The 21892-nt window shown below is 64.7% G+C and carries 17 protein-coding genes and 5 tRNA genes; 8 read left to right on the top strand and 14 right to left on the bottom strand.

Annotation, left to right across the window (positions count from 1 at the left end; genetic code table 11):
• Positions 1 to 11 precede the first annotated feature (11 nt).
• The 10 genes from GEMMAAP_RS04465 to GEMMAAP_RS04420 all read right to left on the bottom strand — a co-directional run bounded on the left by GEMMAAP_RS04465 (position 12) and on the right by GEMMAAP_RS04420 (position 12631).
• Positions 12 to 3134 (bottom strand): TonB-dependent receptor, encoded by a 3123-nt coding sequence (locus tag GEMMAAP_RS04465; RefSeq protein WP_145978997.1) that lies wholly within the window; start codon positions 3132 to 3134, stop codon positions 12 to 14.
• Positions 3135 to 3843: 709 nt separating this feature from the next.
• Complete coding sequence (locus GEMMAAP_RS04460; RefSeq protein WP_053334261.1) at positions 3844 to 4851, bottom strand: response regulator transcription factor; 1008 nt, start codon at positions 4849 to 4851, stop codon at positions 3844 to 3846.
• A gap of 283 nt (positions 4852 to 5134) precedes the next feature.
• Positions 5135 to 5395 (bottom strand): ATP synthase F1 subunit epsilon, encoded by a 261-nt coding sequence (gene atpC, locus GEMMAAP_RS04455; protein ID WP_026850082.1) that lies wholly within the window; start codon positions 5393 to 5395, stop codon positions 5135 to 5137.
• A 3-nt stretch (positions 5396 to 5398) separates the two neighbouring features.
• Entirely contained in the window at positions 5399 to 6829 is a 1431-nt protein-coding gene (gene atpD, locus GEMMAAP_RS04450; RefSeq protein WP_026850083.1) for a F0F1 ATP synthase subunit beta, read from the bottom strand.
• 26 nt (positions 6830 to 6855) lie between these two features.
• Positions 6856 to 7728 (bottom strand): ATP synthase F1 subunit gamma, encoded by an 873-nt coding sequence (atpG, locus tag GEMMAAP_RS04445; RefSeq protein WP_026850084.1) that lies wholly within the window; start codon positions 7726 to 7728, stop codon positions 6856 to 6858.
• 11 nt (positions 7729 to 7739) lie between these two features.
• Positions 7740 to 9311: a F0F1 ATP synthase subunit alpha gene (gene atpA / locus GEMMAAP_RS04440; protein ID WP_026850085.1), complete on the bottom strand. Its 1572-nt coding sequence runs from the start codon at positions 9309 to 9311 to the stop codon at positions 7740 to 7742.
• A 56-nt stretch (positions 9312 to 9367) separates the two neighbouring features.
• On the bottom strand, positions 9368 to 10213 hold the full coding sequence (locus tag GEMMAAP_RS04435) for a helix-turn-helix transcriptional regulator (protein WP_026850086.1): 846 nt from the start codon (positions 10211 to 10213) through the stop codon (positions 9368 to 9370).
• An 11-nt stretch (positions 10214 to 10224) separates the two neighbouring features.
• Complete coding sequence (locus GEMMAAP_RS04430) at positions 10225 to 10779, bottom strand: NUDIX hydrolase (RefSeq protein WP_158514730.1); 555 nt, start codon at positions 10777 to 10779, stop codon at positions 10225 to 10227.
• An 8-nt stretch (positions 10780 to 10787) separates the two neighbouring features.
• On the bottom strand, positions 10788 to 11591 hold the full coding sequence (locus tag GEMMAAP_RS04425) for an ABC transporter ATP-binding protein (RefSeq protein WP_053334264.1): 804 nt from the start codon (positions 11589 to 11591) through the stop codon (positions 10788 to 10790).
• A gap of 152 nt (positions 11592 to 11743) precedes the next feature.
• Positions 11744 to 12631 carry a sigma-70 family RNA polymerase sigma factor gene (locus GEMMAAP_RS04420; protein WP_012682199.1) on the bottom strand — a complete coding sequence of 296 codons (888 nt, stop codon included), beginning with the start codon at positions 12629 to 12631 and terminating at the stop codon, positions 11744 to 11746.
• A gap of 327 nt (positions 12632 to 12958) precedes the next feature.
• On the opposite strand from GEMMAAP_RS04420, the gene GEMMAAP_RS04415 reads away from it, so the two are divergent.
• The 7 genes from GEMMAAP_RS04415 to GEMMAAP_RS04385 all read left to right on the top strand — a co-directional run bounded on the left by GEMMAAP_RS04415 (position 12959) and on the right by GEMMAAP_RS04385 (position 16702).
• A tRNA-Ala gene (locus GEMMAAP_RS04415) sits at positions 12959 to 13031 on the top strand.
• A gap of 87 nt (positions 13032 to 13118) precedes the next feature.
• Positions 13119 to 13191, top strand: a tRNA-Gly gene (locus GEMMAAP_RS04410).
• 18 nt (positions 13192 to 13209) lie between these two features.
• Positions 13210 to 13283: transfer RNA gene (locus GEMMAAP_RS04405), tRNA-Val, on the top strand.
• A 137-nt stretch (positions 13284 to 13420) separates the two neighbouring features.
• Positions 13421 to 13494 (top strand) — tRNA-Arg (locus tag GEMMAAP_RS04400).
• A 54-nt stretch (positions 13495 to 13548) separates the two neighbouring features.
• Positions 13549 to 13622, top strand: a tRNA-Pro gene (locus GEMMAAP_RS04395).
• A 178-nt stretch (positions 13623 to 13800) separates the two neighbouring features.
• Positions 13801 to 15576 carry an exo-beta-N-acetylmuramidase NamZ family protein gene (locus GEMMAAP_RS19950; RefSeq protein WP_053334265.1) on the top strand — a complete coding sequence of 592 codons (1776 nt, stop codon included), beginning with the start codon at positions 13801 to 13803 and terminating at the stop codon, positions 15574 to 15576.
• 73 nt (positions 15577 to 15649) lie between these two features.
• Positions 15650 to 16702: a cyanophycinase gene (locus GEMMAAP_RS04385; protein WP_053334266.1), complete on the top strand. Its 1053-nt coding sequence runs from the start codon at positions 15650 to 15652 to the stop codon at positions 16700 to 16702.
• Here GEMMAAP_RS04385 and GEMMAAP_RS04380 read toward each other — a convergent pair.
• Genes GEMMAAP_RS04380 through GEMMAAP_RS04365 form a run of 4 tightly spaced genes read right to left on the bottom strand, consistent with a single transcriptional unit; the run spans position 16680 to position 21170 of the window.
• Positions 16680 to 19121, bottom strand: coding sequence for a DNA polymerase domain-containing protein (locus tag GEMMAAP_RS04380; RefSeq protein WP_238588180.1), 2442 nt, complete (start codon positions 19119 to 19121; stop codon positions 16680 to 16682). The genes GEMMAAP_RS04385 and GEMMAAP_RS04380 overlap by 23 nt on opposite strands.
• On the bottom strand, positions 19088 to 19588 hold the full coding sequence (locus tag GEMMAAP_RS04375) for a hypothetical protein (protein WP_053334267.1): 501 nt from the start codon (positions 19586 to 19588) through the stop codon (positions 19088 to 19090). Before GEMMAAP_RS04375 ends, GEMMAAP_RS04380 begins: the two co-directional genes overlap by 34 nt.
• A 5-nt stretch (positions 19589 to 19593) precedes the next feature.
• Positions 19594 to 20661 (bottom strand): flavin monoamine oxidase family protein, encoded by a 1068-nt coding sequence (locus GEMMAAP_RS04370; RefSeq protein WP_053334316.1) that lies wholly within the window; start codon positions 20659 to 20661, stop codon positions 19594 to 19596.
• Positions 20662 to 20666: 5 nt separating this feature from the next.
• Positions 20667 to 21170 carry an L-2-amino-thiazoline-4-carboxylic acid hydrolase gene (locus GEMMAAP_RS04365; protein ID WP_043581077.1) on the bottom strand — a complete coding sequence of 168 codons (504 nt, stop codon included), beginning with the start codon at positions 21168 to 21170 and terminating at the stop codon, positions 20667 to 20669.
• Positions 21171 to 21302: 132 nt separating this feature from the next.
• Between GEMMAAP_RS04365 and GEMMAAP_RS04360 the strand changes: the two genes are divergently transcribed.
• Positions 21303 to 21797 carry a response regulator transcription factor gene (locus GEMMAAP_RS04360; RefSeq protein WP_026850091.1) on the top strand — a complete coding sequence of 165 codons (495 nt, stop codon included), beginning with the start codon at positions 21303 to 21305 and terminating at the stop codon, positions 21795 to 21797.
• Positions 21798 to 21892: the final 95 nt, after the last annotated feature.

Raw genomic sequence — 21892 nt, 5'->3', positions numbered from 1 at the left:
GGGAGGGGGACTTAGAAGCTGACGGTGATGCCGGTGAACAGGCTGCGGCGGGCACCGATGAATTCAGGCTGGTCAAATCCGGTAGACGTGGTCACGTCACCGGTGTTGCCAACACGACGGTTCTGGAAGTCACGCAAGCCGGCGTCGCACTTGCCGGTATTCACGAACACCTGCGCGCAGTTCTTGCGATCGAGCAGGTTGCTCACACGGAAGAAGGCGGAGTAGTTCACGTTCTTGATGGCGAAGCGCTTGTCGAGCTGCAGACCCATGTCTTGCACGCTGGGCGCCGTGCCCGAGTTGATATCCGAGGCAGCGTTTGTGACACCGATGTTGGCCAGTGATGTGGCACGCACCGGCGTGTACGGATTGCCGCTACGGATCTGGTAGGTGAAGCTCGCCGTGGTGTTGCGCAGCAGACGGCCGGCGTTGAACGGCAACGTAGGCAGGTCGTTCTGCACGCGATAGGTCACAGACGCGTTGGCCGTGTGCGTAATGTTGCCGTCGGTCAGCGTTTCAATGAGCTGCACGCGGTTCGCTTCGGTCCGCGCAATTTCGTCGGCGCGATCTGGCGCCTGAGAGTTGGACGTGGACCGCGCAATGCCGTAGTTCACGCTGTACTGGTAGCGGTTGGACAGGCGGCGGTCGAGCGAGATTTCCATACCACGCGCCGTCAGGAAGTCACCGTTCACCACCACGCGATACTGCGGCGCCGACCCGTCGTACGTGGAGCCGATGTCGTTCAGGGCGCGGCTGGCGCGAATACCCGTGAGGCCGGTTTCCGAGCGGTTGTACACCGCCACCTGCAGACCGTAGTTGTTCTGCTCACCCAACGTGGTCGAGTAGCCCACTTCGTACGACTTGGCTTCTTCGAGCAGCAGGTTCACGTTACCCACGTACGTGGGGTTGGTGGCGCGGATATCCGGGGCGCACTCGGCGGTGCCCGGCTTTACCTGCGTGGCGGCGCAATAGCGGTCGGCGTCGGCGGTGAGGCCAGCCACGGTCCCGGTGCCGGTGTTGCGATACACGTCGGCGTAATTGGGGACCTTGGTGTAGCGACCGGCGTTGAAGAACAGCTGCGAACGCTCGGTGAGCGGGAAGTTCACACCAATGCGCGGGCTGAACGCGGTCCGCGCCCGCGCGGCCGTGAAGTCGTCACCCTGCGCGATGGAGGTGGCCGAGTCGAGCAGAATGGGGCGCTTGGTGGCCGGATTCTCTGCCGACGCGAAGCAGCCGGTAGTGCCGTAGGGCTGGCCCTGCGCGTTCAGCAGCTGCTTGCCGGCGACCGTAGCACCGTTGCACACCTCACGGGCCGTGGTGCCGTTGGCCGGGTCGAGCGGGTTGGCAAAGCTGCTGCCACGCGCGACGCCGTAGTCAAAACGGCCGCCGAGGCGGATGCTGATGAAGTCGTATTCGATGACCGACTGCACGTAGGCGGCGGCATCGTACGGCTTGGCGCGGTACACCTGATACGTGAGCGGCGTAATGCCCGACTGACCAGGGCCGGCCGCGCGGTCGCTGTACACCAGATCGTGCTGCACGAGCTGGGCACCGAACTGCAGGTTGTTGTGGTCGGTGACCTGCGACTGGAAGTCGGCGCGGAAGGTCCGATCGGTAAACTTCTCACCGCCAAACAGCTGGCCGGTAGCACCCTGATCAGGCACGGTGCTGCACAGCGTGGGCGACGGGTTGATGAAGCCCTGCGCGAAGTTGGCCTGGCAGAACGGCGCCGGCAAACAGACACCACGATAGATGGGGCACGTGACGCGTTCAAAATCGAGCTGGGCAGCGCGCAACGTGAGGGAGCTGCGCCCCCACCGCTGTTCGACCGACGCGATGAACATGTTGCTCTTGTCGCGAATGGACGTGGGCGTCAGATCGCGCTGCAACACCAGACCCTGGTCGTTAATGACGAACAACGAGTCGGCGCGGTTGTTCACCAGCGACAGGGGGTCGGGCTGGTACGAGAACATGAAGCGGCGATCGTACGGACGATTCGCGCGCTCGGCCCCGATAGCCGTGAAGTTGATCTTGGTGTTGTCGAACGGCAGGAACGTGAGCTTGCCCACGAACTGCGCATTCTGACGGCCACCGAACGCCTGCCACCCCTTGATGAGGTCGCGCGAGTAGGCCGGAAGGACTTCTGAGCGCTCGACGTCCTGGTTGACCGAGAAGATGTCCTGGTCGAACTCAAGCACGCGGGCGGCGCCACTTTCGACCTGACCGGACACCGAGTAACGCAACTTGGAGTTGGTCCCCGGCACCGGGCCCGCGAGGTAACCGCGGAGCAGGTTGTTGCCACCCAGCTTGTCCTGCGTGGAGTTGAACAGCTCACCCGGCAACGTGCCGTTCTGGAAGCTGATCGAGCCCGCGACCTGCGAGCCGCCTTCACGGATGGAGCTGTTGACGATACCCGACAGCGCGTTGCCGTACTGCGGGTCCATGTTGCCGCGGCGGAAGTCCACACCACTGACGGCAAACGAGTTGATGTCGATGGCGTTCGACCCGAAGATCGAGTTGTTGATCGGCACACCGTCAATCATGGAAAGCGTCGAACCGCCACGGCTACCGCGCACGCGGATAGGCTGTGACGTGTTCCGCTGCTCTTCCGCGACCGAGATAAGGCTCGTGTTCTGCGGGACTTCCTGGAAGCCCTGTTGCAGGGCGAGCACCCCGGCAATGGACGTCACGGGGAGCGACTGAATCTGCTCTTCGCTGATCGTGCTGCCGGAACCCACCTGTCCACGTTCAATGAGCGGGGTCTTTTCCGCCTGCACCGTGATGGCGGCCAGCGTCTGGTTGGTGGCTTTGATCTTGAAGTTCTGTTCGCGCGTCACGTCGATGGTGATGCGCACATCTGTGGCGTTGACGCTCTGGAAGCCCAACCGACGGGCCTGCACCGTATAGGTCCCGGGCGGAACCGAAATGATGAAGTAGCGTCCAGCAGCGTTCGTATTGGCCCCAAGCGTGGTACCCTGAATGACCACCGCGACGCCCTCAATGGGCTTGCCGCTTTCCGCATCGGTGACCACACCGGTCAACTTACCGGTCTGGGCCTGTGCGGCAGTGATCGGCGCGGCCAGGGCTACGCCTAGGACCGTCGCGAATAACCACCGACGACGTCCAAGAAACCTCATCTGCTCCTCCGGGAGGGTAGTGCCACGGGACAACGTTTCGTAACCACGCACCAGCGCGGGGCCCCAAAACGCCTACAACGCCGGCCGCGGCAACCCTGACCACCAATCCGGTGACCAAGAAAGCAGCGATCCGACACTGGGTGAGCCGATCGCGCGCGGCACGCGTCGGCCCAGACTACGAAAAAAAGCTGAACACCCGTTCCCGGTGGTGCGCTGCAAAGCGCCGCCCAGCCGGCAACAGGTCTCCGTTTCACCGAAATACAGCGAAGCACGGTAGACTCAGTGTTGAGACACCTGAGGAATACCAGAGCGGCAAACTAGCACCGACCGCGTCCGTGTCAATGAAAAATCGTACGCTCGGTGGGACGAACCGAGAACGACTCGGACTAGATGTTTCGGAACGGGCACCGTTTTGCTCACGACTCGTCCCACAAAGTTCCTCCGGGTTCCCCCGCCCAAAGCGGCATGCGGAGTGACACTCCGTTCCAGATGTAGGATGTTCCGTGTCTACGGAACTACCAACAGCAGACCCATGACGTGCGTCACTTGAGTGCTCCGAGGACTTGGGTTCAGCTGGGGCGGTGAAGGCAGCATGCAGACGGCAGCCACTCAAATGGCAGGGGCCAGGGACTGCTCTGGCCGCCTGCTGCCATCTGTGTGGCTGCCATCTCCCCTGTTGTGGTTCGGCGCCGCGCCAGGCGCTGCCCTATTACCGCACCCGGGACCGGTACGTCCGCGAGAGGCGCAGCGTGGCGCCATCGCCCAACACCAGCAGCCCATCGCCGCCGGGCAACGGGGTCATTTCGCGGACCCGATCCATATTCACCACAATTCGCCGGTGGATACGCACGAACTGGCGCGGGTCGAGGGCCGACTCGATGGCCGTAATGGTACCGCGGGTACGGAATTTCTCGCCGGCGGTATGCACGCGGATGTAATTGCCATCGGCCTCGAACCAGTCCACCTCAGCCAGCGGCACGAAGCGCGTCCGACGCCCTTCGCGGACGAGGACGCGCAATGGCCGCGCCTCACTCCCGGCGCGCCCACCATCTTCCTGCGTCAGGTCGAGGATCGCTTCATCGGCGCCATCACGAGCCCGCCCACTCCGGTCTGCGGTCACACGGGACGGAGCCCGCCAGGGTGACGACGCGATGAGGGTGCCGGTGGCCGTTCCACCAACCGCCCGACGCCGGCGCGCCCCTTCCCCGTTAGCACCAAGGCCATCCGGGGCGAGCACCTGCCCGTGTCCGGTCCGCGCGCTGAACAACGCCGAAAGATCAACACCACCAGCCGCCCCGGCTTCGCTGAGCAGCCGCTGGAGTTCGTCGGCCGTGCGCAGGAGCGCCAATTGCAACACCTGCTGCCGAGCCCGACTGACCGCCTCCAGCAAACGCGCCGAGGGAGCGGGCAAGAGCACAAAGTCGGTGGCCTGTAACTCAAACGCCACCACGGCTTCCTCGTCGCGGCTCCCCACGCAGACCAGCCCCACCGGGCGGTCTCCCGGGGGCAGGGCGCGCAGAAACGCGTACGCCGACCCGTCAGTGAACGAGCTCCCCACCACGGCGATGTCCGGGACGGGGGCCGACAACGCCTGCTGAGCACCAGGCACCGTGGTCGCCTGCGGCAGGATTGTCAGATCGAGGGAAAGAGCCAGTTCCGACAGCTGGGCAAGCAGCGTTTCGGGAAGCTGGCCGAGAACGGCAACGCGGAGAGCCATGGGGAGCGTGGAAAGACGCGAGCAGACACGCTGCGACCTGCACCGTGCACGAAACGCAAAGGTGGGAGCGTTTCCTGCCTCTCCTACGGCCCACGCAACGCGATCGTTGCCTCGTGGTCCCATTGGGGGGCGTTCGCCCCGCATTCATTGTCCGGTCGTCGCGGTGGCTCGTCGGGCACCGCTCTGCACGACGAGCCCCGCGGCGACACTCACGCCCAGTGGGCGCGGCACACTAACTACAGGAGCTGAACTACCAACTACACACTCGCCCCACCCGAGCGCGTTACGCGGCGCTCGCCTGTTCCGTGACGACGCGCACGGCGTCATCCACCACCTGCAAAAATCCACCGTCTACGGCAAACCGCTTCTCACCGTCCACCGTGTCCACGCGGAGCGTGCCGCGCCCCAGCAACGTCATGAGCGGCGCGTGCATGGGCAGAATGCCCAGCTCGCCGTCAAACGCCGGGGCAATCACCCCCCGAGCCGTGCCTTCGAACAGCACGCGCTCGGGCGAGATCACCGACACTTTGAGGGAATCGCTCACGTCTTAGCCCTGGAGCTTCTTGGCGTTGGCCACGACGTCGTCCACACCGCCGGCCATGAAGAACGCCTGCTCGGGGAGATTGTCGAACTCGCCCGCACAGATACGCTCGAACGACGAGATGGTCTCTTCAAGCTTCACGTACTTGCCGGGGATACCCGTGAACTGCTCGGCCACGGCAAACGGCTGCGACATGAAACGCTGCAGACGACGCGCCCGTCCGACGATCTTCTTGTCGTCTTCCGAGAGTTCGTCCATGCCGAGAATGGCGATGATGTCCTGCAGTTCCTTGTAGCGCTGCAGAATGCGCTGCGTGGTGGTCGCCGCCGTGTAGTGGCGCTCACCCACGTACTGCGCATCGAGAATGCGCGACGTGGAATCGAGCGGATCCACGGCCGGGTAGATGCCCAGCTCGGTGATCTTACGATTGAGCACGACCGTGGCGTCCAAGTGCGCAAAGGCCGTCGCGGGCGCCGGGTCCGTAAGGTCGTCGGCGGGCACGTAGATGGCCTGCACCGAGGTGATGGAGCCGTTGCGTGTGGAGGTAATGCGCTCCTGCAACTCACCCATTTCGGTGGCCAGCGTGGGCTGGTAGCCTACGGCCGACGGCATACGTCCGAGCAGCGCCGACACTTCCGAACCAGCCTGCGTGAAACGGAAGATGTTGTCGACGAACACCAGCACGTCGGCGTTCTCCTGGTCGCGGAAGTACTCGGCCACAGTGAGACCCGCGAGGGCGACGCGAAGACGCGCTCCCGGCGGCTCGTTCATCTGGCCGTAAATCAGCGCCACCTTATCGAGAATTCCGGCTTCCTGGAATTCGAGATACAGGTCGTTGCCTTCGCGCGTGCGCTCACCCACGCCACAGAACACGGACTTACCACCGTGCCCCTTGGCGACGTTGTTGATGAGCTCCTGAATGATGACCGTCTTGCCGACACCGGCACCGCCGAAGAGACCGATCTTGCCACCCTTCACGAACGGGGCAACGAGGTCAACCACCTTGATGCCCGTTTCGAAGACTTCCGTCTTGGGCTCGAGGTTGACGAAGTCCGGACGCTTGCGGTGAATGGGCCAGCGTTCGGCGCTCGCCGGAATGGGCTCGCCGTCGTCAACGGGCTCACCGAGCACGTTGAGGATACGTCCCAGCGCCGGCGCGCCAACGGGCACCGTGATGGACGATCCGGTATCGATGACATCCATGCCGCGCGTGACGCCGTCGGTGGACGACATGGCCACGGCGCGAACCTGGTTGCGGCCGATGTGCTGCTGCACTTCGGCGGTCACGTTGATACGGGCGCCGTCAGGCGAAGTCGCTTCGACGCGAACGGCGTTATAGAGCTCGGGCAGATGATCGTTCTCGAAGGCCACGTCGATGACGGGCCCGATGACTTGAACGATCTTGCCGACAGTGGTCGGCGCGGCAGTGGTAGCCATGAGTGCGTACTGGATATGGTGAAACGTCAGCCCTGCAGTGCCGATGCACCGCCGACGATTTCGGCGATTTCCTGCGTGATTTGCGCCTGACGCGCCGAGTTGTACGTGCGCTTGAGGAGCTGCAACATCTCGGTGGCGTTATCGGTGGCGTTTTTCATGGCCGTCCGACGGGCGCCCTGCTCACCGGCCGCCGTTTCCACGAGGGCGCGGTAGACGCTGTTGCGCACATAGAGCGGCAACAGTGCTTCGAGGATCTCCGTAGCCGAGGGCGCGAGAATGAAATCGCGCGCAACATCACTACCACCCACCGTAGCGGGCGCCACCACCGGCAACACCTGTTCGGTGGCTGGCGGGGTGGAGAGCGCCGACTTGTACTTCGCGTACGTGATGAACACGGCGTCGAGATCGCCCGCCGCAAACCGCTCCATCAGTCCGTCAATCAGCGAGGCCGCATCGGCGGAGCTGGGGCGATCGCCGATATCAGCGCGCGACCCGGCCAGCGTGCGACCGAGATACTTGTAGAAACCAATGCCCTTGCGCCCCACGACATGGAGTTCCACGGACACGCCCTGTCCTTCCCACTCCGTGAGGCGTGCACGCGACTCCCGAAGCAGGTTGGTGTTGAACGCGCCGCAGAGTCCACGATTCGCGGTAAGCACCACGAGCGCCGCGCGCTTGATCTGCGCGGGGCGACGGAGCAGCGGAAACTGCTCCGCCAGCTCCGGGGTGTAGACGTGCGACAGGACCTCGCCGAGCGCCAGCGCGTACGGACGCGCTGCCGACACGCGATCTGCCGCGCGCTTCATCTTGGAAGTGGCCACCATTTCCATCGTGCGCGTGATCTTGCGCGTGTTCTCGACGGACTTGATGCGCCCCTTCAGTTCGCGGCCCTTAGCCATGGCTCAGCGACTCAGGCGACGAACGACTTCGTGAACTGCTCGATGCCACGCTTGAGCTCCGCCTCGGCGTCCTTGCTGAGCGCCTTGGTGGTCCGCATGCCGTCGAGGACCTGCGGGAACTGCGCCCGGAGATACTCGAGGAAGCCCTTCTCCCACGCGCGCACCTTGCCGGTGTCGATCGTGTCGAGGAAGCCGTTGGTCACCGCATAAATGACGGCCACCTGCTCTTCGAACGGCATGGGCGAGTACTGCCCCTGCTTGAGGATTTCCACCGTGCGCGCACCGCGCTCGAGCTGACGCTTGGTCGCGTTGTCGAGATCCGACGCGAAGGCGGCGAAGGCTTCGAGTTCGCGGAACTGCGCGAGGTCGAGGCGGAGACGGCCGGCCACGCCCTTCATGGCCTTCGTCTGTGCCGAACCACCGACGCGTGACACCGAGATACCGACGTTCACGGCCGGGCGAATGCCGGCGTTGAACAGGTCGGTCTCAAGGAAGATCTGACCGTCGGTGATGGAGATCACGTTGGTCGGGATGTACGCCGACACGTCGCCGGCCTGCGTCTCAATGATGGGGAGCGCAGTGAGCGACCCGCCCGGCTTGAGAATGACCTTGCCGTCCACCACGCCGTCGTCTTCGCGCAGCTTGGCGGCGCGCTCGAGGAGGCGGCTGTGGAGATAGAACACGTCACCCGGATACGCTTCGCGGCCGGGCGGACGACGGAGCACGAGCGACAGCTGGCGATACGCCGCGGCCTGCTTGGACAAGTCGTCGTACACGCACAGCGTGGGCTTGCCCTCGTTGTACATGAAGTACTCGGCCATCGAGCAGCCCGAGTAGGGCGCGATGTAGAGCATGGGGGCCGGGTCGGACGCCGAGGCGGCCACCACGATGGTGTACTCCAGCGCGCCGGCCTGGCGCAGCTTTTCCACCACCGAGGCAATCGTCGAGGCCTTCTGCCCAATGGCGACGTAAACGCAGATGACGCCCTGGCCCTTCTGATTGATGATCGTGTCGATCGCGACGGCGGTCTTGCCCGTGGAGCGGTCGCCAATGATGAGCTCGCGCTGACCGCGGCCGATCGGGATCATGGAGTCGATAGCCTTGATACCCGTCTGGAGGGGCTCCTTGACGGGCTGACGCACGATGATGCCGGGCGCCGGCGATTCGACCTTGCGGAAGGTGGTGCTGCGGATCTCGCCGAGGCCGTCGATGGGACGACCGAGGGGATCAACGACGCGGCCGATGAGCTCGGGACCGACGGGGACTTCGAGCACGCGCGCGGTGGGGCGGACTTCGTCGCCTTCCTTGAGCTGCAGGTAGTCGCCCAGGATGACGGCGCCGATGTTGTCTTCTTCGAGGTTCAGCGCCATGCCGGTGATGACCTGCTTGGTCTCGGAGGCGGTGAACTCGAGCATTTCGCCGGCCATGACCTTACCGAGGCCGTAGACGCGGGCGATACCGTCCTTCACTTCAAGGATGGTACCGACTTCCTCGACATTGAGATCGGCGAGGTCGGCAGCCTCGATCTCACGGAGGAGGATGTCCTTTATTTCGCCGGGACGCAGGGCGGTCTGGGTGGCCATGTTACGAGGCGTTTTTTAAGCGTTGGATACGATTCGGGAACAGCTTGTGAAAATTATCACAAGGACGGAGCTGGGGCAACCCGCTCTTCCTCTCCGTCTGGCATGGCGGCGAAACGGCTGAACCGTTCCAGGAGATCCATAGCCCGGAGCCGGCTGAGACTGGAGGCCTTGGCCCCCACGAGCCGCTGGGTGGTACTGGAGAGATGGGACGAGCTGGCAAAGCCCAGCACCTCGGCGACGTCGCGCACGTCATAGCCGGAGTTCTTGGAGAGCTCGGCGGCCGCCAGCACCCGCACCAGGTCGATGACCTTCTTGAGGGTAGGCGCCTGCCCCACGGCAAAACTGCGCGAGAGGTGCTCGCGGGACACGCTCAGTTCCTTGGCCAGCTGGTCGGTGCGCACGGGGCGACCGGCGCGCTTGACCACGCTCTGCCAGACGGCAATCTGGAGGGGGGTTTCGAGGTGCAGCGTGGCCGGGGGCGTACTGAGGGCCCGCTCGAAGCGGGCCGAAAAGGCTCGGCGGGACACCAGCTCGCGCGCCGCGGCATCGTCCACGCCTTCCACCAGCAGGTCGCAGACGCCGGATTCGGCGGCTCTGGCCACCAGCGGGGCATCGGCCGGCAGCAGCGTGGTGATGAGCAGGAACGGCACACTCGAGAACTCGTCGGCGCGCGACAACAAGCGGTGCGCGTCGTCCCCCGCGCCGGCGTCAATGATCACGGCGTCCACCAACTCCTTGACCAAGTGCGCCTCTACCTCAGCGGCGGTCTTGGCGGCCACCACATGCGCGCGGCGGCGCGGAAAAGCGGCGCGTACCATGTGCCGGGCCCGATCACGCTTGAGCAGCGCCACCACGCACAGCATGGCCGCCGTCGATTCCGACGCTTTGGTGGCAGGGGACATGTCGCGCGAACTCAGGACGCGGAACGCGGAGCCGACGGCACTACAGGCGCCAGCGCCTGCATGGACGCGGGCGGGGTGGCGCGACGCGGCGCTTCGGCCGGATCGAGATTCACATCAACGCCCTGCACCATGGCGTTGGCGCGCAGCAGCACGTCCCGCGCGTTGGCGTACGACACCATCTCGAGGGCTTCGCTGAACGAGGCCCACTTGCAGGCGGTAATCCCTTCGGCGCGCTGCGGAATGGTGTCTTCGGCTTCGGTGCGCATGAGGAAGAAGTGACACACCTTGTGTACCAGCTTTCCGCGAAAGCGAAAGAACCAGTCGATGGTGTCGATCTCCCCGTCGAGCATCACGTTGTGCAGTCCGGTTTCCTCACGGACTTCACGCACGGCCGCCGCGTCCGGCGCTTCGTCGGTCTCGAGGTGTCCCTTGGGAAACCCCCAGTTCTTGTAGCTGTCGCGAATGAGCAGAAACAGCGGTTCGCCGTCCTGCAACCGATACACGACGCCCCCAGCCGAGGTCTCCAGCTTGGCGCGTGGGCGCTTGTGCGGGTCGCGGGAGGGCATGGGCATCATCAGCGATGGGGCGTGGTCGCCACATCGGGCGGCAAGCTGCCCGGCAACCCGGCCACGAGGACCGACTCATCGTCAATGGTAGGACGCCCTTCCACGAACTGCCGCACGAGCGGATCCTTGCTGTGCTGGATTTCGTCCACCGTGCCGACAGCATGCACCTGTCCCTCGTACAACATGGCAATGCGTGTGCCCACGGTATACGCGCTGCGCATATCGTGGGTAATGACAATGCCGGTGACGCCCAACTGTTCACGCATGCGCACCATGAGTTGATCGATGGTGGCCGAGGTGACCGGATCGAGGCCGGTGGTGGGTTCGTCGTACAGGATGTACTTGGGGCGCAGCGCAATGGCGCGCGCGATGCCGACGCGCTTGCGCATCCCCCCCGAGAGTTCGGAGGGCATGCGGTTCTGCACGTCGGGGAGGTCCACCAGATTCAAGGCTTCGGTAACGCGAGTCCCGATTTCCTGTTCGGTGAGTTCTCCCTGCTTGCGCAGCCCCATGGCCACGTTTTCGCCAATGGTCATGGAGTCGAACAGCGCGGCAAACTGAAAGACGTAGCCGATGTTGCCGCGCAGCGCGTAGAGGTCCTTGCGCGAGAGTTGATCGACCCGGAGCCCGTCCACCCACACTTCGCCTTCGTCGGGCTCGAGCAGGCCGACGATGTGTTTGATGGCGACGGACTTGCCGGTTCCCGAATAGCCGATGATCACCATGGTTTCTCCCTCGTTGACCGTGAGGGAGAAGCCGCGGAGGACCTTTTTGGGGCCGAATGCCTTGTGGACGTTCTTGAATTCGATCATCGGATCACAAATATGACGGCTTCGGGCGATTGTGGCTAGTTCGCGACCCCCAAAAACGCAAAACCCGAACTCAGGGCCCGGAACTGATCGGTTCCGGGTTTTGAGTTCGGGTTTCGCGTTGTGCGTGGCCGCGGTGTCGCGGCCGGTGCTGCTTACGCCGCGAAGCTGCTCAGCGCGCGTCCGACATCGCCTTCGCGGAGGCGCTTGAGCGCCCGGTCGCGAAGCTGGCGCACACGCTCGCGGGTCACGCCCAGCATGGAGCCGATTTCCTCGAGGGTGTGCTCGCGTCCGCCTTCGAGGCCGAAGTAGAGGCGGAGCACCTTGGCGTCACGCGGGGGAAGCGTGGAGAGCGCCTGCTCGATTTCGTCGGTGAGGAAGCGGTTCATGGCTTCCTCTTCGGTGTCGGGCATTTCGTCGGCCACGAACCGTTCGATGAGCGAGCGATCGCCATCGGGATCCATCGGCGCATCGAGGCGCACGTCGCCGGTGTTGAGGGCGGCGAGCGACTGCACGACGTCTACGGACAGGCCGGTGACCTGCGCGAGCTCTTCGGGCGACGGCTCACGGCGCAGCTTCTGGCGCAGGATTTCCGAGGCCTTGATGATACGCGAGAGGTCGGCGGTGCGGTTGAGCGGCACGCGAACCGTGCGTCCCTGGCGCGCCAGCGACGACAGAATGGCCTGACGGATCCACCACACGGCGTACGAGATGAACTTGACGCCCTGGTCAGGATCGAACTTCCGCGCCGCGGTGAGCAGCCCCACGTTGCCTTCGCCAATCAGGTCGATGAGCGGCAGGCCGCGGTTCTGGTACTTCTTGGCGACGGAAATGACGAAGCGAAGGTTGCGCTTCACCAGTTCCTGGAGCGCATCCTGGTCACCAGCACGGATCTTCTTGGCGAGCTCGATTTCTTCCGCGGCCTTGAGCAGCGGATAGGTCGAGACTTCGTAGAGGTACTGGTCGAGGATGTCGCGTTCCGGTTCGCTGGGCGCGATGCCCGCGGGGGCCGCGCGACGGCGCTTCCGCTTGACTTCAGTCATGGTGTGCTATGCAACCTCGGGATGAGACATCATCCCTGCAGAGGAGACGAAAAAAGAGCTGCGAAACGGGGGGTCGGCTTGCCAGCCATCGGCGCCGGCACTCACCCCGGATCCCGCACCGGTTGTGCTGGCCCTGCCGAGTATCGGCAGGTTCATCAGCGAACTGGGGGGAGCCATGCAAGATACGCCACCGCGAGCTATTCGCCAGTGCGAGTTCTGCGAGTCTGCTTGACGCCGGACATACACCTGACTAGACTGCGCGGTTCCTGATACCCTGCGGGCACGGACGCTGGTCATGGTTTGTGGTGCGGGGAGGTAAGGGGTGCCGGGGCTGTAGCTCAGTTGGGAGAGCGCTTGAATGGCATTCAAGAGGTCAGGGGTTCGATTCCCCTCAGCTCCATACCCCGATCGGTTCGGTCTGGTGTACTTTCACCAAGACCAAAAGCGGGTCGGCGGTTCCCTCCGGTTTGGGCTGGAGGGGTGAAACGCGGGAATAGCTCAGTTGGTAGAGCACAACCTTGCCAAGGTTGGGGTCGCGGGTTCGAGTCCCGTTTCCCGCTCTGTAGGGCCGATGTCGAGGGTCGTTAGCTCAGTTGGTTAGAGCGCCACGTTGACATCGTGGAGGTCACAAGTTCGAGTCTTGTACGACCCATCGTAGGTGTGGTACCCGGGTGAAAATCAGCGGACGGAGCAGTAGCGACGGCCGAAAAGACTCACTAGGTTGCTGGTCCCTTGCCCTCGTGGCAAGGGGAGTGGGACACGCTGGCAGTAGGTGATACACGATCCGTTGCGCCTGTAGCTCAATTGGATAGAGCATCTGACTACGGATCAGAAGGTTGGAGGTTCGAGTCCTTCCAGGCGCATTTTGAGATCCGAATGGGGGCACGTCATCCGGATCATGGGTGTTGGACAGTCAACGGGGCGTAGCTTAGCCCGGTAGAGCGCGTGCTTCGGGAGCACGAGGTCGCAGGTTCGAATCCTGTCGCCCCGACTGAGATAAATAGAGGCCCGTCAACGATTTACATCGTTGGCGGGTTTTTGTTTTTTGCTCGAACCCGTAACCCTCACCCACAACCCGAAACTGATCAGTTCCGGGTTGTGGGTTGGAGTTTGGGGTTCCGGGTTTTCATTTCAGATTCCCCTCAATTCCTCTGCCCCGCCACACCGCCATGCCGATCCCCCTGCCCCTGCTGGTCGGTTTGCTGACCCTGGCCGCCGTCGTACCCGCCCGCCCCCGCGACCCGGCCGACGACTTCCTGCAGGCGCTGCGGGCCCGCTGCGGCCAGGCCTTCGAAGGCCGGCTGATCAACCCCCAGCCAACCGACAGTGCCATGCTGGGACAACGCCTGGTGATGCACGTACGGGAGTGCGGCGATACGGTTCGCGTCCCCTTTCATGTCGGCGACAATCGTTCCCGGACGTGGGTGTTCACTCGCACGGCCGACGGCGTGCGGCTCAAGCACGATCATCGGCACGAGGATGGCTCGGCGGACGCCGTGACCCAGTATGGCGGGGAGGCCCGTCCCGGTGGGTCGGCGGCGCGCATGGCCTTTGCCGCTGACAGCCTCACCAAAGCCATGATTCCGGCCGCCCGCACCAACGTGTGGACGGTGGACGTCACCACGAGCACCTTCGTCTATCAGTTGGAGCGTGAAGGGACCTCCCGCCGTTTTCGTGTGGAGTTTGATCTCCGCACGCCGGTGCCTCCGCCACCCGCCCCGTGGGGGGCTTCGCGCGACCTCCCGGACGGCCAACCGACGGCCAAGCGTGGCAACGTCATCCCGGGCATCGAAGTGCTGCTGGCCGATTCCCTGCATCTCATCAGGGGCAAGCGTGTCGGCTTGCTCACCAATCACTCGGGGCGCGACCGGAAGGGCACCAGCACCGTCGACCTGCTCTTCAACGCCCCCGGCGTCAAGCTCACGGCACTGTATGGCCCTGAGCATGGCATCCGCGGAGAAGCCAAGGCCGGTGAAAAGGTCGGCAGCGGGGTGGATGCCAGAACAGGCGTCACCGTGCACTCGCTGTACGGTGCGGTGCGGGTCCCCACGCCGGACATGCTGAAAGACATTGATGTGCTGATCTACGACATCCAGGATGTCGGGGCCCGTGTCTACACGTACCAGTGGACGCTGGCCCTGACCGCCGCGAGTGCCGGCAAGCCCATCATCATTCTGGACCGCCCCAACCCCATTCGCGCGGACCGAGTTGAGGGGAACATCCTCGATCTCGCCTACCGGTCACTGGTCGGACAGCACGCGGTCGCACTTCGCTATGGTCTCACACCTGGTGAGTTGATGCGCTACCTCGTGGGCACGAAGGCGCTCAACGCAGACATCACCGTCATTCCCATGCAGCAGTACACGCGGGACCTGTGGTTCGACGAAACCGGTCTGCCGCGAGTCAATCCGTCGCCCAACCTGCGGAGCCTCGACGCCGAACTCCTGTATCCCGGCACCGTATTCTTTGAGGGGACGAATGCCACCGAGGGGCGCGGCACCGACGCCCCGTTCACGCTGATCGGTGCGGATTATCTCACCGATCATGCCGCAGTAGCCAGCGCGCTCAACGCGCTGAGGATGCCTGGCGTGCGTTTTGACACGACCACCCGCACCATCGAAGCCGGCTACAAGTTTGGCGGAACGACCATCCCCATGATCAAGGTGGTGGTCACCGATCGCAATGCGGTTCGCCCCGTCGAAGTGGGGATCCGGATGTTGCGCGCGTTCTACGTCGCGCACCCCAAAGAATTCTCGTGGCGAGGGCAAGCACTGAACGGTCCCAACCGGCGGCGCAGCATCGATCTGCTGGCGGGGACTGACGCGCTGGCCAACGCAGTCGAAAAAGGCACGATTGATGCCCTTCTTGAGGGGTGGAATGCAGACGCGGCCCGCTTTCGTGCGCGGATTCAACCCTACCTGCTCTATCCGGTGGGAACGCGCTAGTGCATTCTTTCGCGGCGCCCGGCGAAATGCCGTCGCGGCATGCCTGTCCATCCCAATCCCTTCGTGCCCTGCCATGACGTCTCGACACTTTGCATACGGGACGCGCCTCGCCGCAGTCGCGCTGCTCGCCGCCTGCCATCAGGACAGTGCATTGCCGACGGCACCCGGTGACGCTCTGTTTGCCAAACAGCCGAGCACCGGGTTTCAGATGTACGTGACCGGCAAGGGCCCGGATGTCACCACGAACGGGGGCAATCGGGCCGTCTACGTGGCCGGCGGTGGCACCGACGATGCCGCCGGCATGAAATGGCTGCTCGCGCAGGGCGGCACACGCACCAGCGGTTCGGGCTTCGGCGACGTCGTGGTGCTCCGGACGAGTGGCAGCAGCGGTTACAACACGTACTTCGCGAAGCTGGGGGCCAACACGGTCACCACCTTTGTCATTACCTCGGTGGCTGGCGCCAACAGTGCCACCGTGTCGAATGCCATTGGGAAAGCCGAGGTCATCTTCTTTGCCGGTGGGGACCAGTCCACGTATGTGAATCTCTGGACGGGTACGGCGTTGCAAAGCGCCGTCAACGCGCGGCTCGGTCAGGGCGCGGCGGTGGGTGGCACCAGTGCGGGGCTCAATGTACTCAGCGAGCACATCTACTCAGCGCAAACCGTGTCCACCACATCGGCCATGGCGCTCGCGAACCCGTACGACCCGTCCATCACGTTTGCGCGGAATCTGTTCAACGTGCCGCAGCTCACGAACACGCTGGCGGAGCCGCACTTCGTGCCACGGGATCGTATGGGACGGCTGTACACCTTTCTCGCCCGGCTTCAGGCCGATGGGAAAGCCAGTGCCCCGCGCGGGCTCGCGGTCGATGAGGGCGCCGGTGTGGGCATTACGGCGGCCGGCACGGCGACCGTCTTTGGAACGGGCAACGGCGCGTATCTGGTAACCACCGCCAGTCGCGGGGCTTCCACCCTGTCAGCCCCGCTCGTCTACGGAGCCATGCAGGTATTGCGGGTCCCCGCGGGCGGCACCTTCAACGCCAACAGCTGGACCGCGGCAGGCACCCCGTACAGTGTGTCGGCCACTACAAGCGGCGTGGTATCTACGTCTGGCCTGTTGTACTGAGCGGTTCCGGTTCCAACAGCTGCCACACGTCATCCTCGCGGGTGGCCACTGGCCGGATGGTCTCCAGTGCCGGCGCAAAGAGCGGAAGCTGCTCGGCGTCGGCAAAGAGCAGGTCGAAGTCGTGGGCATGGAACGCGCGCGCCAATCGCGCGGCAAAGGTCCGGCGCAGCAACGCCGCGTAGTACGCCACATCGTAGTCGCGCGCATCGTGATCGAGCCGTGCCTCGTCTTCCACTTCATCGATCACGCGCCCGGTGCCGTTGGCGCCGCGGTAGACGCGTACACGATCGCCCGGCGCCCACTGCTGGCGCCCGCTCTGCCACAGGGCTTCATAAGCGAACTCCCGGCGCTGCTGGCGTGATCGCGCGTAGGCCTCGGGGGATTTCCGCAGGCGCACGCGCGATGCCACGTCTACCGTGGGCACGGCACGGCCATGCAGCGCCGTCAGCGTGTCGAGATAGGCCGCGCGCACCCCAATGACATCGCCGGCCAGCAGTCGGGCAATGGCGGTACGCAGGAAGGCCTCACCGTACGGCTCTGCGCGGCTGGACCGAAAGGCCACGCCTTTCAGCTGCAGGCGGCCATCGAAGGTCAGCAACGCATAGTTCTTGGCTTCGTGCGACAGCATGGCGGCGTAACGCCCCTCAAACTCCAGCCGAACGAGCGGTGGCAGCAGGGCCGCCACAGTATCCACCATCGCGCGCTCGTCGTGCTCACTCCAGTGGTCGGGGACGCCGAAGTACACCCCATCGGTATCGGCTTCAATGAGCTGAGCGCCACGCTCGGCCAGTGCACGACACATGAGTAACAGCGTCTCCCGGCCACGACGCGTCACCTCGTTGGCGGCGTGCACGTCGGCAAAGCGCGTGAGCCCGTCGCCGGCGGCCAGATACCCGTACGCCGAGTTGACCACGAGCTTCATGGCCGCGCTCATGGCCTCCTGCGTGAAACGTTCGTCCGATCCGGCCGCCGCCTCTTTGGCCCGCTGCTTGGCGTGCAACCGCTGCTCCACCAGCTGGTCCACCAGGAACAGCAACGCCTGCAGCGGATCACGTACCGGGCCAATCCGAAACGCGCGCATGAGCGACGGATACAGACTGGCCACGTCCACCTTCACCACCCGCTGTACCACACCGGCTGTGAACAGATAGAGCGCGGCCCCGCTGTGTACCGTGCCGTCGCCATCAGCGTGCGCGGGCAGCGCGTGCCCCGCCCGCAGATAGGCACGCACGAGCAACGGATCAATGACTCCCGTGGCTGCTCCGGCATCGGCGAGCCGCTCGTAGCGCCGGGGCGCCATGCGCGCGAGCGCAAAGGCGGCGCCCCCCAGAATCCTGGCCAGTCCGGCAACTTCGGTAACGTCCGCGGCGGCGTAGCGCCGTACGCGATCCGGATCGCTGGCGTACACGGCGTGAATCCGATCGCCAGGGATCAGTTCGCGCGCTGGCCCGGAGAGCCCGAAGTGACGTGCCACCGCCTTGAGTCCGTAGCCGGGCAATTCACGCGCCGCAAAGTCGTAACGCCGGACGGCGTCGAGCGTATCGATGCATTCGCGCCCAGGGACAATGAGCCGTACCCGTCGCTCATCAGCCCCATCGCGATCACTCGACACGCCACGCATGGCGGCGCGCTCCACCAGCGCCGTATGGTGCAGCCGCCCAAGCGGCAACGGTACGCGCAGCTGTTTGGCACGCTGCCGCACAAACGGCAGATCGAACCCGTGCAGATTGTGATTCTCAATGACATCGGGATCAAGCTGCTGCACCCGCGTCACGAAACGCCTGAGCAGGTCGGCTTCCGCGTGATCGTCCTGGCCGCGCGCTTCCAGCAGCTCCACATCGCCGTGCGGTGTCCCAACGGCGATGAGAAAAATGCGATGAACACGCGGGTCAAGCCCGGTGGTCTCGAGATCGAACTGCAGCCGTTGCAGTTGCGCGAACGCAAGATTGCGAAAGTAGGTCCGACCGGTTGCCACGAGGTATTGCTCCTCCGGCGGCAGGACGTGTCGCTCGTGTCGTGGCAGTTGCTGCACACGGGTAATGCGTTGCCCGAGGCGCTTGGAGGCCCCGCGACAGATGGCCGTTTCCAACACATTCCAGCGCTCTGCCGACACGGCCACACGCAACGCGCCCGGCCCCGCGAGCTCTCGCACGCGAATGCCGGGCGCGTTCGCGTCACCGTCATCATGCTGGTAGCGCACACCAGCCGCCCGCAGATCGTCAACCGACGACAGCAGGACCCAGGGGCGGAATTTGGCCCTCTCCGTCAGGAGGGCTCCACCGTCGGGCCGTCGCCAGACGGTCGCCTGTCCGGACTCCTCGGCCCACACCGAGACGATGCCGGGGGTGGTGTCCCACCCCCACAGCCATTCGTCTCGCGGAATGGTCAGGCGGTCCAGCGCGAAATGAGGTTCTGCCACGGAATCACGGCCGCCACCAGGACCAGCGTGAGCAGTGTGCCCATGAGGGCCTTCTTGGCCTTGGTCTCGGAGCTCGGCGCCTTCCGTACCATCACGCTGGTGACGGTGGCGGCCACGACGGCCAGCAGCATGAGGGTGGGATGCTCAACGACCAGACGACGGAGCGCCGCGTCCTTCATGGTTGTCCCCATCACTGCGCGCGCGGCGGCGACCGTAGGACTCACGAACCAGAGCACCAGCCCGGCGACAAACTGCAGGTGCACCAGCAGCGTGAGCCGTCGCACCCACGATGTTTGCTCCGGTCCCCATGTGGCCTTGGCGGTGACCGCCTGCACGAGGACCATCAGCCCAATGGCCAGCACCAGCCACGCCAACACGTTATGCACCGCAATCACCGTTCCGTACATCACACCGTCCGTTTGGAGAGACGCTTCACCGGCATCAAACGCCGTGGCCAGTGCTAACAATATGGCTACACAACCAGTCGAGCGGCACGCTCGCCGCTCAGCAGAGCCCCCTCAATGAGGCCGGTGCTTGTTTCCGACGTTTCCGAAACGGCCAGCAGGAGCCGTCCATCACAGTGTGGCGTCCGCAGTAGTGCCGGTGCAGGGTCGGGATGCCGCGGGGGCTCCGTCAGGTCCGCGGGTGTGGCCGCGAACGGAACGTCGGCCCAGTCCCTGATGTGCAGGGCCTGTGGTGTTGCCGCCTCCGGGCCAAAGCACCGCTGCAGTTGGGCCAGAATAGCAGCCTCGAAACGCTCACGGTGTTGGCGCTGGGCGGGCGGCCAGGAGGCAAATCCGAACAGCGCACCGCACGTTTCGGTGGCTGGTGTATGGTCGTGCACTTCGCCCAGCGGGCCCACGCGACTGGCAATGCGGCCGGATAATCCTCGCGCACGCCAGAAGGGGGTTTCGTAGATCGCCACCACCTTGGCCTGCGGCGCCATCCAGGTGGGGGTGTCACGCATCAGGGCCTCGACGAGGGGATCGAGTGGCGGCAAGTCGATCGTGTGGGCGGCAACCCGCAGCGGCGTTGCCAGCACCACGTGTGGCGCGACATATCGCTCACCCCCTGCAGTGATCACACGGAGCGCCCCCGGCTCGTCCTGTTGGATACGGCTCACCGCCGCCCCGGTGTGGAGACTGGTGACGGGCAATCGCGCGAGTAGCGCATCAACCAGCGCGGTCGGGCCGCCCACCAGCCGTGTCATCCCTTCTTGAGACGGCAGCAGGTACCGCTCGGGCGCTGGTGCCCAGCCATCAAGGATGCCATCACCGTCATGGTACTGAGCGAGAGCCGACACATTGAGTTCGGTCATCCACTGCGTCACGGCGGGCTGAAACGCGGGCCAGACCCAGGTGGGACCGAGATCGGCCACCGGCACCGACGACTCGGCATCTCGCACACACTGAATGCGCCCGCCGGGGAGCGAGGCGGCTTCCAGCACTACCGTACGTGCGCCTCGCGCCTGCAACTGCACGGCCGCCGTCAGCCCCGCGAGACCGCCCCCAACGACTACTACATCTGCGTGCACGGGCATGTGGCTCATGCGCTCGCGCGGGGCGCGCGCTTGAGGGTATAGACAAAGTCGCAGTGCGTGGCGCCGCCCATGATGGTCTGGGTGCGGGTGAACGCCACGTCGGGGTTGAAGCCGTCCATCAGCGCGGCATCACGATTGCACGACAGGATGGCACCAAGCTCGGGGATGCCGAGCTCCCGGTACATCTCGGCGTACCGGCACCGTGTGACGTCGAACGCAAAGCGCTCAGTCGTGGACTCCTGCACGGTGATTTGCAGCGCGTCATCCGCTTTCCAGCGATCGAGCGTGCCTTCGAAATGGGCGAGTGAACACCCGCCCACGCTGTTGGCCAGTTGTGCCCCTTGGGCCTCGGCCAGGCCGATGATGACGGACCGGGCGATCTCCTGGACCGCCTCGCGTCCGAACCGGGCACTCATGGCGTCCAGCATGGGGGCGAGCACCCGCGCTTCGATGAGGCGGCGCTTGAGGACGCCAATGGCATTCAGCTCGGCGTCGGTAGGGAGAGGCATGGATCGTCGCGTTGAAGGAGCGAAGCGCGGCAGTAGATTGCTGGCGGTGACCATCTCCAAACTACATCCGGTGCTGAGCAGCCAGGTGGGCCCCCGCATTGGGGTGACTGCCCATGAGCCGTTGGGGCGCGCATGAAAACGGTCCTGCTGTACGGCCTGGTGACCGGACTGGCAATCACCGCCCTGCAAGTCGCGGAGTATCGGTGGCTGGTTCTGACCGATACGGCCTCCGTGTACGCCGGCGTGGTCGCCGTGGTCTGCGTGGGGCTGGGGCTCTGGTTTGGCCGACAGCTCACGTCGCCCCGCGAGCGGGTGGTGGTGGAGCGGGTGCTGGAACGAGTGGAGGTGCCGGTGCCTACTGCCGCCACCGCAACCACTCCCGCCTCCGCGGGGGGCTCGGCCTTTGTACCGAATGCAAACGCCATGGCGCAGCTGGGGATGACGCCGCGTGAATACGACGTGCTGACCCTCATTGCCGAAGGGCTGAGCACGCGTGATATGGCCACCCGGCTGTCGGTGAGTGAGAATACGGTCAAGACGCACACCAGCCGGGTGTTGTTCAAGCTGCAGGCTACGCGGCGGACACAGGCAGTGCAGATGGCCCGCGACGCTGGTCTGCTCCCCTGAACGGGTGATTTTTGGCGGGGAGGCGAAAAATCACCCGTTCGGGTGACGCGCCACCCGTTGGTTCTGCCCAGGATACCGCTTCATTCACCACCACG

It is taken from the genome of Gemmatimonas phototrophica (assembly GCF_000695095.2).
Lineage (GTDB): Bacteria > Gemmatimonadota > Gemmatimonadetes > Gemmatimonadales > Gemmatimonadaceae > Gemmatimonas > Gemmatimonas phototrophica.
Note: the sequence above shows the minus strand (reverse complement) of the source record. Positions and strands in the feature narration are given on the sequence as shown.

Excerpts from the sequence above, each read along its gene's own strand:
- GEMMAAP_RS04465 (WP_145978997.1), bottom strand. The coding sequence starts at position 3,134 with ATGAGGTTTCTTGGACGTCGTCGGTGGTTATTCGCGACGGTCCTAGGC.
- GEMMAAP_RS04460 (WP_053334261.1), bottom strand. The coding sequence starts at position 4,851 with ATGGCTCTCCGCGTTGCCGTTCTCGGCCAGCTTCCCGAAACGCTGCTT.
- atpD (WP_026850083.1), bottom strand. The coding sequence starts at position 6,829 with ATGGCTACCACTGCCGCGCCGACCACTGTCGGCAAGATCGTTCAAGTC.
- atpG (WP_026850084.1), bottom strand. The coding sequence starts at position 7,728 with ATGGCTAAGGGCCGCGAACTGAAGGGGCGCATCAAGTCCGTCGAGAAC.
- atpA (WP_026850085.1), bottom strand. The coding sequence starts at position 9,311 with ATGGCCACCCAGACCGCCCTGCGTCCCGGCGAAATAAAGGACATCCTC.
- GEMMAAP_RS04435 (WP_026850086.1), bottom strand. The coding sequence starts at position 10,213 with ATGTCCCCTGCCACCAAAGCGTCGGAATCGACGGCGGCCATGCTGTGC.
- GEMMAAP_RS04430 (WP_158514730.1), bottom strand. The coding sequence starts at position 10,779 with ATGCCCTCCCGCGACCCGCACAAGCGCCCACGCGCCAAGCTGGAGACC.
- GEMMAAP_RS04425 (WP_053334264.1), bottom strand. The coding sequence starts at position 11,591 with ATGATCGAATTCAAGAACGTCCACAAGGCATTCGGCCCCAAAAAGGTC.
- GEMMAAP_RS04420 (WP_012682199.1), bottom strand. The coding sequence starts at position 12,631 with ATGACTGAAGTCAAGCGGAAGCGCCGTCGCGCGGCCCCCGCGGGCATC.
- GEMMAAP_RS19950 (WP_053334265.1), top strand. The coding sequence starts at position 13,801 with ATGCCGATCCCCCTGCCCCTGCTGGTCGGTTTGCTGACCCTGGCCGCC.
- GEMMAAP_RS04385 (WP_053334266.1), top strand. The coding sequence starts at position 15,650 with ATGACGTCTCGACACTTTGCATACGGGACGCGCCTCGCCGCAGTCGCG.
- GEMMAAP_RS04370 (WP_053334316.1), bottom strand. The coding sequence starts at position 20,661 with ATGCCCGTGCACGCAGATGTAGTAGTCGTTGGGGGCGGTCTCGCGGGG.
- GEMMAAP_RS04365 (WP_043581077.1), bottom strand. The coding sequence starts at position 21,170 with ATGCCTCTCCCTACCGACGCCGAGCTGAATGCCATTGGCGTCCTCAAG.
- GEMMAAP_RS04360 (WP_026850091.1), top strand. The coding sequence starts at position 21,303 with ATGAAAACGGTCCTGCTGTACGGCCTGGTGACCGGACTGGCAATCACC.